This is a genomic window from Rhizobium sp. CF080, assembly GCF_000282095.2.
In the GTDB taxonomy this organism is placed as follows: domain Bacteria; phylum Pseudomonadota; class Alphaproteobacteria; order Rhizobiales; family Rhizobiaceae; genus Neorhizobium.
The window spans coordinates 1,143,617-1,158,352 of record NZ_AKKC02000004.1 but is presented as its reverse complement, the minus strand read 5'-3'; the positions used below and the strand labels follow the sequence as shown (position 1 = coordinate 1,158,352).

Here is a 14,736-nt window from a genome sequence, read left to right as displayed (position 1 = left end):
GCGGGTGCGAACATCTCGCAACATTATCGAAAACACAGCAATCTGACGGTCAGGTATCACTCGTTCCAGCCACATTCGCCTCCCGGCGTTCCTCAAGGCTGGAGCCAGAACATTGAAGATCATTTCCCGAGCCAGCATTCCCCTTGTACTTGCCTGCTCGACACTCGCCGGCTGCGCTACCGCCGATCCCATTGTCTATGCCGGTCTGGCCTCGGCGTCGCACCTCCAGCCGAACCCCGGAGATCGCAGTGGCCGCGTTCCTTACCGCTATCGAAGCGATGTGGATTGGAAGCAGTACGACACGATCATCGTCGATCCGGTCTCCGTGTACCGGGGCCAGGACAACCAGTTCGGCGAGGCAAGCGAACAGGACAAGAGCGCTCTGGCAAGTTACATGCAGTCCCAATTCACGCAGAAGCTCAGAACCCGTTTTTCCACGGTCGGCACACCAGTTCCCGGCACCTTGCGGGTCCACTTGACCTTGACGGGAGCCAGGACGACGACCCCCGTCCTTGGCCCTTTCTCGCATCTTGACGTCGGAGGCGGCATCTACAACGCCGTTCAAGCGGCCCGCGACAAGGAAGGTTCCATGACGGGCTCGGTCATCTACGCCGTAGAGATCTACGATGCGCCGAGCAATCGGCTGCTGTCCGCATACGTCACCAAGCAATATCCGAACGCGATGAATATCGGCGCCAGCTTCGGTGCTCTGCAAGCTTCGAAGGTCGCTATAGATAAGGGCGCAGACGCCCTCTTGGTGCAACTGCGGTAGTTAGTGGCGGCGATGATCCGCTGGCCCGTGCCTTCCGGCCCGTGGGTCGGCCCATTTCCCAGCGAATCATCTTAACGGCGACCTGCTTTCGATTTGGCGCCTCTCCCGGTCGCCACCACTCCGACCAGGCGCCCAATTTTCCAGGAAAAGCGCACACGAAACAGGTAGCAAGCGGAGACCATCTAGGCTCAGGAGCCATTAAATAGCTTGCAGCGTCGCGGTGGCTTTGATTCATTCGGATCGAAAGGAGCCCTGCGATGAGTGATTTGCTGTTGTTGTCGGAGGCGCAGATGCGTCGGATCGAGCCGTACTTCCCGCTGTCCCACGGTATTCCGCGCGTTGACGATCGACTGATTTTGAGCGGCATTATTTTCGTTTTACCCAACGGGCTACGGTGGCGCGACGCGCCCAAGGAATATGGCCCGCACAAGACGATCTACAACCGCTTCATCCGCTGGAGCAGGCTCGGCGTGTTCAACCGGATTTTGGCCGAACTGACCGCTAGACGCGGCAGGCCCGAGCAGTTGATGATCGACGCGACCCACTTGAAAGCCCACCGCACCGCAGCCAGTCTGCTAAAAAAGGGGATGTTCCCCGACGTATCGGACGCACCAAAGGTGGATTGAACTCCAAGCTGCATGCCGTCTGCGATGGTCATGGTCGACCGCTCATCCTGCTTCTGAGCGAAGGGCAGATGAGCGACTACAAAGGGGCAGCGAAAATGCTCGCCGCCTTTCCCAAGGCCAAGACCCTATTGGCCGACAAGGGCTATGACGCCGACTGGTTTCGAGACGCCTTGGCCGCACGCAAGATCACGGCCTGCATTCCATCTCGGGCAAACCGCAAGAGCGTCATCCCACATGATCCGACGCTCTACAAAAAGCGCCACAAGATCGAAAACATGTTCGGCAGGCTCAAGGACTGGAGGCGGATTCACACCAGATACGACCGCTGCGCACACACCTATTTCTCAAGCATATGCATCGCTGCAGCCGTCATCTTCTGGATGTGATTTAACGAGTCCTGAGCCTAAGCCGCCAGAGTAGAGCTATCCCAAGAAGATGAACGGAATTTTGCACCGCACAACATTTCATAACTTTACTGATAATCATAAATGTGTGATGTTTAGGGAAGACCCTTAGATGTGAGCTCAGTGACTTGCCCCAATTAAAGTTTGCTACCCGCCTTAACTCATTTGCGTCGAAGCCCCAGGCCGAATGGCCAAATTTGACGGGAAAGCCGAGCGTGATGCAGATGGTGGCACGCGCCGCCAAGGTTGACGGCCTGACGGATCTTGATCTGAATTACCCGGATCATGGCTCGGGCAACCCGCGTGAACTTGCACGTCAGATTCAGGATGCTGGGCTTTCTATCAACGGCTTTGCAATGCGATACTACACCAATCCCGCGTTCAAGATCGGTGCGTTCACAAATCCTGATCCGGCTGTTCGGCGCGAGGCAATCGACCTTACGAAAAAGGGCATCGATGCTGCCCGTGAAGCAGGGACCAGCCTGATGACTGTCTGGCTCGGCCAGGATGGTTTCGACTACGCTTTTCAGGCGGACTATGCGAAATTGTGGCAACACGAAATAGACGGCATTCGTGAAGTTTGCGAGCATGATCCGCAGTGCCAGATCAGTATCGAATACAAGCCGAACGAACCTCGATCCTACAGCCTAATGCCAGACTGCGCCACGACCCTTTTGGCGATCCGTGAAGTCGGCATGCCGAATCTCGGCGTTACGCTTGACTTCGCCCACGTGCTTTATGCCGATGAGCAGCCGGCCTTCGCCGCGGCGCTGATCGCGCGATATAGCCGTGTTCTCGGCGTTCATCTCAACGATGGTTATGCGAAGCGCGACGACGGTCTCATGGTCGGTTCGGTCCATGCGCAGCAAACTATCGAACTGCTGCGCCAGATCCGCAAGGATGGTTACGATGGCGCGATCTACTTTGACACATTTCCGGATATGACCGGGCTCGATCCGGTGCACGAATGCGAGGTGAACATCCAGACCGTCAAGCGGATGCTGACGATCGTGGATCGCCTCGAGCAGGACAACCGGCTTTCTGGCGCGATCGATCTCCAGGATGCCGTTTCCGCGCAGTCCGTCGTCCAGGAACTGATGCTGGGCGCCTGAACGCACACTACACCTGCGGGCCTTGCAGCCCGTCCACTCAATCTTAGGGAGGAACTTATGAAGAGATTTCTGAGGACGACGATTTCGACCAGCCTGGCCACGGCGCTGTTCTTTGGAACGGCCTTTGCCCAGGCGCTTGCTCCGCTCAATTCGGACACAGAAAAGGACCGGATCGACTGGTCGCAGGTCGAGGCGAAGTTCGGGCCGCTGCCAAAGCTGCCGGATGGCACCAAGGCCGGTGCGGTTTCGAAGACGTTGACCAACGAATATTGGCGTTCGCTCGGCGAGGGCTACAAGTCCTTCGCATCGAAACTCAAGATTCCTGTTGTGTACCAAGCGGCGCAGAGCGAAGGCGATCAACTCGGTCAGCTGACGATTGCCGAAGGTCTGATTACCCAGGGCTATGACGTGCTGCTCGTTTCGCCGCAGACGGATGCCAACCTGCAGCCGGTGATGGAGCAGGCCAAGGCCTCCAAGATACCCGTCGTCAACGTCAACGATGCGGTGATTCCGCAAGCCGAGCACTATGTCGGCAACGTCCAGCGTGACAACGGCGTCCGGGTGGCCAAATGGTTTATCGAACATCGTCCGCGGGGTGGCAAGGTCGCCATCGTGGAAGGTCAGGCCGGTGTTTATGCAGCGGTGCAGCGCACGGATGGGTTTAAGACGACGATCGGTGCTTCCGGAAAATTCCAGGTCGTCGCCAGCGTACCCGGCAACTGGGACCGACAGATGTCATACGACGCTGCAGCCAACATTCTGCAACGGCACCCGGATCTGATCGGCTTCTATGCCAATAACGATGGCATGGCGCTCGGCATTGTCGAAGCGGTAAAGGCTGCGGGCCTACAAGGAAAAGTCGCGGTATTCGGGACCGATGGCATTTCCGACGCCTATGCATCCATCAAGGCTGGCGACCTGACCGGTACCGTCGACAGCTTCCCTGTCCTGACTGGCGAAGTCGCCATGGACACGGCCTTGCGTCTGGTTGCGGGGCAGAAGCTGCCGCGCGTCGTTGCCACCCCTCAGGCTCTGATTACCTCCGACAACATTGCCCGCTACCAGGGTGCTGGTTCTAAGCTGCGCGCCGTGTTGATGGAAGATGCCGCAGCCGCAAAGTGAGCAGCCGGATGTCGGCCCTGCTGGCCGGCATCCTTCATGCCTGGGAGGACGCTATGACAAATGCCCCAAGACTTCGGTTCGAAGCGATGGTCAAATCGTTTCCGGGCGTGCGCGCGCTTTCGGATGTCTCTTTTGACGTCATGCCGGGCGAGATTCACGGCCTGCTCGGCGAGAATGGTGCAGGGAAATCCACGTTGTTGCGCATTCTCTCGGGTGTGTTCAAGCCGACCTCCGGCTCGATATTCGTGGATGGCGAGCCGGTTTCGTTCCGCACTCCGATGGATTCGCGGGCTGCCGGCATCGCAATGATCCATCAGGAACTTCAACAGGTTCGCCATCTCAGCGTGGCCCAGAACATGTTCCTTGGACACCCGTTGACGAGCCTTGGGGGCGTGCTCGTGGCCCGCCGCGAACAGGAGCGCCGCGCCGCTGAAGCTCTTGCAATGATCGATCCGGGGATCGATCCCTCGGCGCCGATTTCTTCGCTTAAGGTGGCGCAACGCCAAATCGTGGAGATCGCCCGTGCGCTTCTCGATCGCGCCAAGATCATCGCCATGGACGAGCCGACTTCCAGCCTGACGCCCAGTGAATTCGACCGTCTGGCCGAGGTCATCTCGCAATTGTCGGCGAGCGGCGTTGCGATCATCTATGTGTCGCATAAGATGGACGAAGTGTTCAAGATCTGCCAGCGCGCCAGCGTCATGCGCGACGGCAGGCTTGTGGGCAACGTGGACCTCTCCAGCGTGTCGCATCATGACGTCATCACCATGATGGTGGGACGCGCGCTCCTTCAGGAAGATCACGTTTCGCATGCCACGAACACCGTGAAACTCGAGGCGAACAACCTCTCGTCCGCCACCAAGATACGAGACGTTTCCTTTCGTCTGCACAAGGGCGAGGTTCTGGGCATTGCCGGTCTCGTCGGATCCGGGCGAACGGAACTGCTTCGGCTTTTGGCCGGGGTAGATCGGCTTTCGGCCGGGACGATTGCAGTCGATGGAAAAACGGTCGATCTCGTCAATCCCCGCGCCGCCATCTCGATCGGCATCGGTCTCGTACCCGAGGAACGGAAGCGCGAGGGTATCGTTCCCGGCAGGTCGGTAACCAACAACATGGCGCTCGCCTCGCTCGGCAGCTTTGCCAAGGGCGGCGTTATCCGCAAATCCAGGTTGCGCGACACGGCCCAGGATCTGCTGCGGCGCGTCAACCTGCGGCCCTTCCAGCTCGATCGGCCCATCCGCCTGTTCAGCGGGGGTAACCAACAGAAGGCGATCATCGCGCGCTGGCTGGCTGCCAAATCGCAGATCCTTCTCTTCGACGAACCGACGCGCGGCATCGACGTGGGTGCCAAAGCAGAAATCTATCACCTGATCGAGGCGCTTGCCGCGGACGGACATTCCATCATAGTGGTCTCATCCGAACTGCCTGAAGTCATCCGCCTGTCCGACCGCGTCCTGGTCATGCGGGATGGCCGGCTGGCAGCGGAGATCGCACGCACGGATCTCACCGAAGGTGCCATCGTTGCGCACGCCATTCCCGGTGTAGACCGAATCGCGGCTGCGGCCTCGTGAGCCTTAACAGACATAGGATCCCGTCATGATTGAATCACCCGCCGCCAACACTGCGAAAGCCGAATCCGGCTTCGGCCGATTTTCGTTTTCCTTTCGCGACGCCGGGACACTGATCGGTCTCGTCATCATTGTCGCATTCTTTGCAACCCTGGTGCCTGGTTTCCTCTCGGAGAGAAATTTGATCAACATCCTGCAGCAGTCGAGCATCAATGCGTGCTTGGCGCTTGGCATGACGTTGGTGATCATTTCCGGCGGCATCGACCTTTCCGTGGGTCCGACGGCTGCGATATCGGCGGTCATGACCGCGACGCTCCTTGTCTCCGGAATACCGGTGCCGCTGGCAATTCTGGCGGGTCTCGGAGTCGGTGTCGTGTGTGGATTTATCAATGGCGTGCTCGTCGCCTATGTGGGGCTCCAGCCTTTCATCGTAACGCTTGGTACGCTCAGCACCTACAGGGCAGTCGCGCTGATTTACACCGGCGGCAACCCCGTCCTGGGCATTCCCGCCGGATTTCGGTCCCTGTTCAACGGGACTATTGCCGGCATTCCGATCCCGGTCGTAATCGTTGCCGTGGTCGCCGTTATTACCTGGGTCCTGTTGAAGAAGACGCCAATCGGCGAATATCTACTGGCCGTGGGCGGCAATGAAGAGGCTGCCTATGTCGCGGGCGTACCGATCGCCCGCACCAAGATAACCGCCTACGTCATATCCGGCGCTCTCGCAGCGTTGGCATCGTTGATTCTGATCGGTCGCCTCGGTGCCGCCGAGCCTATTCTCGGCAATCTTTGGGAACTTGACGCAATTGCGGCAGCAGCGATCGGCGGGGCCTCCCTGATGGGAGGAAAGGGGAGCGTCGTCGGTACGATCCTCGGCGCGATCATTCTGGGCACGATGCGAAACGGGTTGACGTTGATGAACGTGCAAGCGTTCTATCAACTGCTGGCAACCGGCCTTATAATCCTCGTGGCAATGATGATCGATCGCGCAACGAGGGGACGAGAATGAATTCCGAAAGCTTCGACATGAAGGCTGTTGGGCCACGCATCAGAATGATGATGCCGCTGCTGACACCACTCGAGGCAAAAGTTGTAGATACGGTTTTTGCGCTGCGCAGTTTCAGCGACAAGACATCACTCAAGGAGATCGCCAACGACGCCGGGGTTTCGGAGGCGATGGTGGTGAAGATAACCAAAAAACTCGGCTTCACGGGTTTCAGGGACTTTCGGGGCGCCGTCAGCCAATATAATCGCCAGCCGACGTCTGAGATGCATCAGGAACTGTCCGTCGATGATACCTCTCAGGAAATCGTCCAGAAAGTATTCCGCACATCGATCCATGCGTTGGAAGAAACACTTGCGATTATCGACCTGCAAGCGTTCGACCGCGCCGCGGACCTGATCCATCGCGCCAAGCAGCGGGATTTCTATGGCGTCGGTGGGTCTGCGCAAATTGCCCGGGATGTCGCTCACAAATTTCTACGTATCGGCGTTCGCGCCAGCGTGTTCGATGATTCCCACATGATGCTGATGTCGGCAGCGCTTCTTTCGGACAACGATATAGCCATCGGCTTTTCGCATTCCGGCAATACGACGGCGGTCATCGAAGGTATCCAGTTGGCACGGCGGAACGGCGCCAGGACCATTGCCATCACCAACTATAACTCCTCGGCGCTTGCCAACGCAGCCGATGTGGTCCTCTGCTCGACGGCACAAGGCTCCCCGCTGATGGGAGAAAACGCGGCGGCGCGGATTGCGCAGCTGAATATTCTCGATGCCATCTTCGTGGCGGTCGCACAGCGCGACTATGAAGCTGCGGAGCGAAATCTCGACCGCACCATGTCCGCAGTCACATCGAAACGAAAAGACAAAGTCACATGACATCACCCCCGCTTGTTGCCGTGTTCGGCAGCCTTCACTACGACATCGCCGTGAGTGGTCCCGCACGGCCGCGCAAGGGGGAAACCGTGACCGGCACTTCCTGGCATCCGAAAAGTGGCGGGAAGGGGGGTAATCAGGCTGTTTCTTCGGCGCGGACCGGTGTTGCGACGGCCATGATCGGCGCGGTGGCGGATGACGATTTCGGCCATTTTCTGCTGGACAACCTGCAGCGCAAGAATGTCGACCATCGCTTCGTGCGTCGCAACTCATCGCTGCCGACTGGAATGAGCGTGGCGATTTTCGATGCGGATGGCGACTACGGTGCGGTGATCGTGTCCGGCAGCAACCTGACACTCGGCGGTACCGATATAGAGGCCGCACGGGAGGTGCTGGCTGAAACGAAGGTTCTTGTGCTTCAGAACGAAGTCCCCGACGCCGCCAACGTTGCCGCGGCAAACGCTGCCAGGCAGATTGGAGGGCGTGTTCTTCTCAATGCGGCCCCGGCAAGGCGGCTTTCGGCGGAGTTGGCGGAGTTGGTCGATATCCTTGTCGTCAATGGTGTCGAGGCCGAGATGTTAGCTGCAGTACCTCCCGTGGAGACGCTCGAGGATGCGCTCGCCGCCGCCCGTATTCTCGCGCGCTCGTATCCCGACGTCATCGTTACGGCCGGCGGAGCGGGCGTTGCATATGCAAACTCCGGCGGCGACGAATTTACTCTGGCAGCAATCAAGATCACAGTTGCCAGTACGCATGGCGCCGGCGACGAGTTCATCGGCGTACTGGCTGCGGAAATCGCCACCGGATCGTCGATGACCACAGCGATCACCAATGCCAATGAAGCAGCCGCCAAGCTTGTTTCCACTCCGGAAGAAGATAGGCACTAGACGGGTGAAGTCCCGTTGAACATTCCTAGTAGCGATTGGCGAAGCGCTCGTCCGCTGGCTTCTGGGCCCCACCAACCGGCTCACCGGCCCGTCGCTGTTCGAAGGCAAGAGCGACGGCGCGAAGCCTGGAGCGATTTACTCCCATTCGAACTACCTGAGCGTCGATGGGATGGATGTTGATAGTAACATCGGGATCTTTTAAGAATGTTCTAGTTCCATAAGCTATCTTATGCGATAATTGTATGTAGCCGCAAAGTTGAAGTGTCCTGTTTCTGCAAAGTTGGAATGGCACACTCCCCGCGTTTTGATGGCGTGGGAGATTGCGGATGGGACTGATTGCGATGAGCGAGCGCGATCTGCAGCGGATCGAAATTTTGTCGAAGGTGATTGCCGGCCGGATGACGATGGTGTCGGCGACGCATGTGCTCGATCTAAGTGAGCGCCAGGTGCGTCGTCTGCGGGAGCGGATCGTGCACGGCTGGTCACCACAGAAGATCTCCTGCCGAATGCGGCTGGAACCTCATCCTATCTCGGTGAGCCATGAACAATGATCGGCACCCGGCCTGTTATGGACGGCCTCATACAAGCCCTGCAGTCCCTGCCCCATCTTTCCCGCCGTTCGATCACCTTCGACCGCGGGACGGAGTTCACCGACTGGCCGTATCTCCAGGCCCGCATCGGCACCCAAACGTGGTTCTGCGATCCACAATCACCCTGGCAGAAAAGCACGGTCGAGAACACCAACGGCAGGGTACGGAAATGGCTTTCGAGAGAGGTCGATCCACTGTCGGTCACAGACGCCGATCTGATCGAGATCTGCAATCGGCTCAATGCGACACCGCGCAGATGTCTTGGCTATCGAACGCCAGCCGAAGTCTTTCGCAAAAAATTGCTCGCCCAGATGAGACAGGCCGGTTTAGCTTGGGCAGCCCCGCAAGTCGCGGTTCAGCATGAACTCACACAGGCGCTCGGCGATATCATCAGCCTCTTCTCAGTCGCAGAATGCCGAAACTTCTTCAAAGCGGCAGGCTATGAGGCCGAATAGATGCGACATGCTTTAGGTCCTCCAAGTCGCGTGATTGCGCGGATGCATGAGAAAAAGATCAGTCAGGCGCAGACCGCACGCACCCTTCGTCGCGACCGCGCTGGTGTGCCCTGCAGCTGCACCAAGAGCAAACAGGCTTTCCATCATACGCCAAACCCAGCCAGCAGAACAAATCTGCACGGTCAGGCTTTAGGTTTCAATGCCGATGGGCTTGCTGACCGTTGACAGCCTGAGGTGAATTGAGGGTGTTGACGTTGCCATCCGGAAGAACAATCGCGATGTTCTGCATCATTCCCTGGTCCTCGTGATCGAGAATGTGGCAGTGAAGTACAAAGGCTCCGATATAGCGTTGGTACCTGGTGCGGATTTTTATCCGATACATGCCTACGGCGCTGCCGGGAGTCGCGAGACTTTTGATCCAAAGCGTATCCTTCCACACGTTCTTGAGCCCCCGATACTGTGGATCTTCAACTCCGGTACCGGTCGGACTATAGTTGTCGATCGCATCTGAGGCGCTCACATCCTTGCCGTTGGGATCGATGATGGAGATGATTTGGAAAGGGTTGACATGGATATGGAAAGGGTGACTAGCCAGCCGCGACTGTAAAGTCCATTCCTCGACAGCACCAAGCGCTAGCTTGCGGTCGAGACGATCAGGGTCGTAAGGCTGTCTCTCAGCGGGGTTCAAGCTGTTGGATACACCGAATACCGGAGGGTTGCCGCTCGTATCAATCTGGAACGTCAGTTCCTGTTGACCCGTCACCTCGCTGTCAGCAATGTCCGGATGAGGCGTGAACTTGCTCAATTTCAAGCCATCGTTTAGGTCGGCGGTGACGGCTGCAGCGATCGTCGGCATCTCCTCTGTCGCTGCAGCGGAAAGTGTGTCCACCAAGTGACGATCGATGTCGGTGAAGGGCTGTCCAGGCGCAACTTCCACCGTTCCGATAAGCCGTTCCGGTGGCCCGAGACCATTGACGGAGCCAGCTCTGGTAGCGGCGGCATTGATCACGCAATAGGTTCCGCTCTCCGGAAACGCAACCAATCCGTCGAAACGATATCCGGGCTGAAGCGTTGCGACATCCACCTTCTGCGCTGCCGCCATCGTAAGACCGTCGGCGGCAACCAGATGAAAAGGCACAGTCGCCCCAATGCAAGATTCGTGGATGAATTTTTCGGCCGCAGCGCGATCGAGCTTTTGCGGCAAGGCCGTTACATTGGCCATTTTCACGAACTTCAAAGCGATTGTATCGCGGACGCCCGCGTGGATTAGTCTCCATCGTTCCACTTCACCTTGTGACGTGCGAAACGTCGGTAGCACCGCGCCGTTGACTGAGGTGTATCGTCCCGACGCGAGCCACTCTCCCGGACCGAAAATTGCATAGTCCTCGATCTCGCCGGTATCGCCCTCGTCGCAACGGTAGGTTCCGTCTGGGTTTGTCTTCGGGATTCGACTGCCTGGCTCGTAACAAGCATACTGGATCTGCTGAAAGACCTGCACGCGCTCACGCAAGGGCTTCAACAGCACGTCCAGATCGCCGCTCCGACCGTGTGTCGGAAGCCGGTCACCACGGATAATCAAGGCGCCCGCCATGCCGCTTGAAACCTGCAGAGCTGTCGAGCCGTGCCGGTGCGTGTGATACCAGTATGTACCGGCGGGATGGTCGCTTGGAATGTTGTATTCGTATTGGAAGCCCACGCCCGGATTGATCGACAGAAGCACATTGTCGCCATTGCCGGCGGGGTTGATCCAAAGGCCGTGCGCGTGGAGGTTAGTGCCATTGAAGCAATGCGGCTCGTTCGGATGAGCACCGCCGCTTGTGCAACTCGCCTCGCCCGGAAGCTGATTGTTGAGATTGATCCGGATCGTGTGCCCCGGCGCGGCCTCAATCGTTGGAGACACATAAGGAACGTCCGGGCTAACGTCTGTGCCGTTGTAGCTCCTCAGCTTGACCTTATCGTAGCTATTCGTTGCTGGATTGAAGAGCTTGCTCGCCGTGTAGACAATATTGAGATCCAACAGTTTTTCGCGTGCAGGCCCTGCGGCCGGCTCGAGCGTGTTCATCAAGACTTTTGAACGCGGTTCCGATGACGGTTGCAGGACTCGCGGATTATCCACGGCCCGAACCACATCTTGAGCCATCGCCGCATCCTGCGCGATGGGCCAGATCAAAGCCGCCACGGCCAAGATTCCTGCGATATCAACGTTCTGCTTTCGCATTTGGTGCCCCCAATTTTTACAGTGAAACCGGCCGCTTCCTTACCGGTGGGACTTTGGTTGGTTTTCGTCGCTCAGGGTCGTTTAACGGCAATGAACGACGCAGTGTAACCAGCCGGCGCGCCATTATGCGGCTTTGCTCTGATCACCGTACCGACGAGCGAAGCGATCTGATTTGTGCCATTTGGCCAGCGATGGGCTACGCAACCGTTGTAATCATACTGCCAGCCCTCGGTCTGGCTCCCCTGCCGGCCCGTCCCGACAATGGAGAAGGCCACGGGGGTATCAGGCGAACCGGGCAGCAATCGGCCAGCCATGTCCAGGCCACCACTCCCCCAGTCGATAACGCCTTTAAACTCGGTGTCGGTTACCGCTTCAAAACGAAACTCGGCTTCCGCGAAGAAGAGATCGAGCGCCTTTTGAGGATCACCATCGACTGGATCCGGGTCGTTGCGGAAGCTGCGATAGGTCCATTCTCCTACAAGTTCGGATATTGTCATCATCCACCTCTCACATTGCTTTTCGGCTGAAATCAAACATGCATTGCGGCGGCTCCTGCGGAGTACTCGGACACGGAGGCACAGGTTGCGCGCGACGTCCCACTTCGTGAGGGCCAGACACATCCAGAAGATCTAGCGCATCACAGACGGGAGTGCTGACGATCATGACGCGCCTCGATGGATCGGCAGGTGACCTCGAGGAATGCTCAGCAAAGGCCGGCCCAAGGCGGAGAACCAGCTAGGTTGTCGTGGTTCACGGATGCGCTCAAATAGAGAAACCGACATGACAGCTGCCATGACGCCCCACTGAAGCAAGCCGTTGCTGAGAAGTGCGCAAAGCATGAATGCCCAGCATGTGCCGATACACCAGAAGGCACGCACGAAGCCAAAGCGCAGATCGTCCAGTTCGGCATCAAGCCCGAAAGCGGCCAGGGTTGGCCGTCTGTGGCAGCGGTTGAGGGAAAATTGTTTCCATGGGGTGACTTGCCACGACAGTGTTATGAGAGCCGCGACCACGATTGGAGCGACGCCGATCTCGAACACCAGGGCTTGCACCAGCACCGCGACTGAGATCAGGAGCCCGCCGGCCACCATCCAGACGAACACGTAGGCGCATAGGAATAGCCCCATGGCGCGCCACCGGCGGCGACCCAGGCTTTGTCGCCAAACGTGCAGCAAAGGCGCTGATATCAGGGGTGACATCATTGCGACGAGCATTGCCAGCCACGAGCCTGCGGCAAGAACGAGGTCCATCGATGCCAAACCCGCTTCCGCCCTTACGGCGACTTGTTGTCCAAAAGTCGTGGTCGACAGGCAGAAGTCGGGGATTGCGGGAACAACCGCCGAACTGGCCATGAGAATCCAGCCGGCCACCGTCAGAATGAGAATCGGGCGTGGCTGTCGCGATAGTGCGAGCCAGGCGACGGTGGCCGCCCGCATCTCACTGTTCCTGCCGATAGATGCTTATGCGTCCTATGGAGATATCCTCGCTGGTGGCTCCTGGCACAGCAGCCACCAACTTTACCGATAGCTCGTCTTCCAGGCCCGAAGCCGCGTGCTGGGCGTCGATGATACTCGTGATGTCGAAGGAGGCCGTGACGCCATTGCCAGAGGAGGTGGCGGGGTTGCTGGCCTTGCTCACACCGAACATGGAGAATGAACCGGCTAGATGTTCCGTGTCGTCCACAGGATCGACCCCGTCGGGGAGACCGACGTAAACATAGAATATCGCCGCGTCGCTCGGGCTTTTCACATTTTCCAGGTTGAGAAAGACCCGGTCCGGCTCGCGCGCAATGCCGGGGCTTACGGAGAGTGTTTGCGAAAGCCTTTGCTTTTCGCCGCTGTCCAATTTGACCCTGGCCTCAACGACATCGCTGTTGAGGCGGACGACCGAGCTGTTTGCGCCCACGAGGGACGGCGATTTTGGCGGTGCCATTTGAAGGCCCCCTGAAAGCTGGGATGCGACTTGAGGCGAAACACCTAGTCTTTCGAAACGGACTGCTACCCGGTCTGTCGCCTCCGCAACCCGCGTGTCATCATCGTACAGATATCCGAGTTTCGGCGCTTCGGTATCCAAAACGTCACGCGGTGTGAACGTATAAAGAGTACCATCAACTGCCGGCATTATGAACTGCCGGTCTCTCGGCCCGTTCAGCCAATCGGGATCGGTCGGATCGGCAAAGACGTCGTCCCCGTCGTTCGGTCGGCGTACCTGCCGCGACCACACTTTCCACAAACGGTCGATATTCGCATGGTGCAACCAGAAAATCGGGTCCAGTGCTGCTGTATCCGGATTGGTCATGAGACCGAGGTCGAACCGATCCTGGCTGAGCCCGTTGCCTTTGAAACCTCCACCCACCCAGACATGCACTGGTCCATGGGGTTGTTGTTCCAGGCCGCCAAACTTACTTTCGCCTTCATCGCCATGCCAGAAGGCGGTCTTGACACCGCCAAACCCGGCAGGCCCTTCCCCGGGCGAACCTTCGAAGAACCTCTCGCCGAGCGCCGGACCAATCGGCACCACCCTTCGATCGAGGACCAGCGGCGTCTGAACGTCAGGAACCTGGGCGGATCCATACCTGCGGGTCACATGCAGGAAGTTTTGACTTCCGTCCGGCCACTGAGGCTGTGCGAACGATCGAGGCAGTTGCAAGCTTTGGATGTCGCCGGAATAATCCCAGTAAGGCAGCGCCCAGTCGCTCGGTCCATGTAGCCTGACGATTTCGTCACGGAGGATGGCCTCGAAAGCGGCCAGATAACCGCGATGCCAGGGTAGGAAAAACCATGTGAGATGCTGGCATTGATTCCAAAGGGCTCGCAGCTGCTGGCTGTTCGGCAACGGTGTTCCTTCAGGGATGTAACCAAACTCCCGCCAGACTTCTTCGTCGATACCGTGCATGGCCGCGAGTGACCACCAGCTGGTGGGGTCAGAAAGGTCCCGCTCCTGAAGCTTACCTATCGCCCGGCTGTACCACAGCAGGGTTTCGTCATTTGGCGGCAGTTTCCAGACGTTTCGGCGAACGAATGACATGACCTACCCTCGATCGACACCATCGCTCAGGCGCAGCCTAAAGCTGCACGTCAATATACTTAAAGCTGAAGGTAGCG

At 58.2% G+C, this 14,736-nt stretch carries 12 protein-coding genes and 2 pseudogenes; 10 read left to right on the top strand and 4 right to left on the bottom strand.

Features of this window, described 5'->3' with window-relative positions:
- Positions 1-112: 112 nt before the first annotated feature.
- The 10 genes and pseudogenes from PMI07_RS12400 to PMI07_RS12355 form a co-directional block, all read left to right on the top strand.
- Positions 113-772, top strand: a complete 660-nt coding sequence (locus PMI07_RS12400; protein WP_007774719.1) for a DUF3313 domain-containing protein — start codon at positions 113-115, stop codon at positions 770-772.
- A gap of 257 nt (positions 773-1,029) precedes the next feature.
- A protein-coding gene (locus PMI07_RS34005) for an IS5 family transposase (RefSeq protein ID WP_155956368.1) occupies positions 1,030-1,784 on the top strand; the annotation gives its coding sequence in 2 pieces (ribosomal slippage) (positions 1,030-1,363 and positions 1,363-1,784; 756 coding nt in all).
- A gap of 146 nt (positions 1,785-1,930) precedes the next feature.
- The gene (locus PMI07_RS12385; RefSeq protein ID WP_037086231.1) at positions 1,931-2,914 is read left to right on the top strand and encodes a sugar phosphate isomerase/epimerase family protein; all 984 of its coding nucleotides are present in this window, start codon (positions 1,931-1,933) and stop codon (positions 2,912-2,914) included.
- Positions 2,915-2,971: 57 nt separating this feature from the next.
- A complete protein-coding gene (locus PMI07_RS12380) occupies positions 2,972-4,036 on the top strand; it encodes a substrate-binding domain-containing protein (RefSeq protein ID WP_007764808.1) in 1,065 nt (354 codons plus the stop codon).
- 53 nt (positions 4,037-4,089) lie between these two features.
- On the top strand, positions 4,090-5,607 hold the full coding sequence (locus PMI07_RS12375) for a sugar ABC transporter ATP-binding protein (protein ID WP_037086714.1): 1,518 nt from the start codon (positions 4,090-4,092) through the stop codon (positions 5,605-5,607).
- A gap of 25 nt (positions 5,608-5,632) precedes the next feature.
- Complete coding sequence (locus tag PMI07_RS12370) at positions 5,633-6,613, top strand: ABC transporter permease (RefSeq protein WP_007768768.1); 981 nt, start codon at positions 5,633-5,635, stop codon at positions 6,611-6,613.
- Complete coding sequence (locus tag PMI07_RS12365) at positions 6,610-7,485, top strand: MurR/RpiR family transcriptional regulator (protein ID WP_007768770.1); 876 nt, start codon at positions 6,610-6,612, stop codon at positions 7,483-7,485. Before PMI07_RS12370 ends, PMI07_RS12365 begins: the two co-directional genes overlap by 4 nt.
- Positions 7,482-8,369: a ribokinase gene (locus PMI07_RS12360; protein ID WP_007768773.1), complete on the top strand. Its 888-nt coding sequence runs from the start codon at positions 7,482-7,484 to the stop codon at positions 8,367-8,369. The genes PMI07_RS12365 and PMI07_RS12360 overlap by 4 nt, the downstream gene beginning before the upstream one ends.
- Before the next feature lie 326 nt (positions 8,370-8,695).
- Positions 8,696-8,839, top strand: a pseudogene (locus PMI07_RS35315) (ISNCY family transposase); the annotation flags it as partial.
- Between the two features lie 86 nt (positions 8,840-8,925).
- A pseudogene (locus tag PMI07_RS12355) lies at positions 8,926-9,264 on the top strand (IS30 family transposase); the annotation flags it as partial.
- Positions 9,265-9,610: 346 nt separating this feature from the next.
- Here the strand turns inward: PMI07_RS12355 and PMI07_RS12350 are convergent.
- From PMI07_RS12350 to PMI07_RS12335, 4 genes are all read right to left on the bottom strand, one after another.
- Complete coding sequence (locus tag PMI07_RS12350; protein ID WP_007768783.1) at positions 9,611-11,632, bottom strand: multicopper oxidase domain-containing protein; 2,022 nt, start codon at positions 11,630-11,632, stop codon at positions 9,611-9,613.
- 71 nt (positions 11,633-11,703) lie between these two features.
- On the bottom strand, positions 11,704-12,132 hold the full coding sequence (locus tag PMI07_RS12345; RefSeq protein ID WP_245277130.1) for a hypothetical protein: 429 nt from the start codon (positions 12,130-12,132) through the stop codon (positions 11,704-11,706).
- A 159-nt stretch (positions 12,133-12,291) separates the two neighbouring features.
- On the bottom strand, positions 12,292-13,068 hold the full coding sequence (locus PMI07_RS12340) for a DUF2182 domain-containing protein (protein ID WP_007768790.1): 777 nt from the start codon (positions 13,066-13,068) through the stop codon (positions 12,292-12,294).
- A 1-nt stretch (position 13,069) separates the two neighbouring features.
- Positions 13,070-14,659 (bottom strand): tyrosinase family protein, encoded by a 1,590-nt coding sequence (locus tag PMI07_RS12335; RefSeq protein WP_007758421.1) that lies wholly within the window; start codon positions 14,657-14,659, stop codon positions 13,070-13,072.
- Positions 14,660-14,736: the final 77 nt, after the last annotated feature.

What these genes read in the sequence shown, in the direction of transcription:
- PMI07_RS12380 (WP_007764808.1), top strand. Translation starts at nt 2,972, where the DNA reads ATGAAGAGATTTCTGAGGACGACGATTTCGACCAGCCTGGCCACGGCG.
- PMI07_RS12375 (WP_037086714.1), top strand. Translation starts at nt 4,090, where the DNA reads ATGACAAATGCCCCAAGACTTCGGTTCGAAGCGATGGTCAAATCGTTT.
- PMI07_RS12370 (WP_007768768.1), top strand. Translation starts at nt 5,633, where the DNA reads ATGATTGAATCACCCGCCGCCAACACTGCGAAAGCCGAATCCGGCTTC.
- PMI07_RS12365 (WP_007768770.1), top strand. Translation starts at nt 6,610, where the DNA reads ATGAATTCCGAAAGCTTCGACATGAAGGCTGTTGGGCCACGCATCAGA.
- PMI07_RS12360 (WP_007768773.1), top strand. Translation starts at nt 7,482, where the DNA reads ATGACATCACCCCCGCTTGTTGCCGTGTTCGGCAGCCTTCACTACGAC.
- PMI07_RS12350 (WP_007768783.1), bottom strand. Translation starts at nt 11,632, where the DNA reads ATGCGAAAGCAGAACGTTGATATCGCAGGAATCTTGGCCGTGGCGGCT.
- PMI07_RS12345 (WP_245277130.1), bottom strand. Translation starts at nt 12,132, where the DNA reads ATGATGACAATATCCGAACTTGTAGGAGAATGGACCTATCGCAGCTTC.
- PMI07_RS12340 (WP_007768790.1), bottom strand. Translation starts at nt 13,068, where the DNA reads ATGCGGGCGGCCACCGTCGCCTGGCTCGCACTATCGCGACAGCCACGC.
- PMI07_RS12335 (WP_007758421.1), bottom strand. Translation starts at nt 14,659, where the DNA reads ATGTCATTCGTTCGCCGAAACGTCTGGAAACTGCCGCCAAATGACGAA.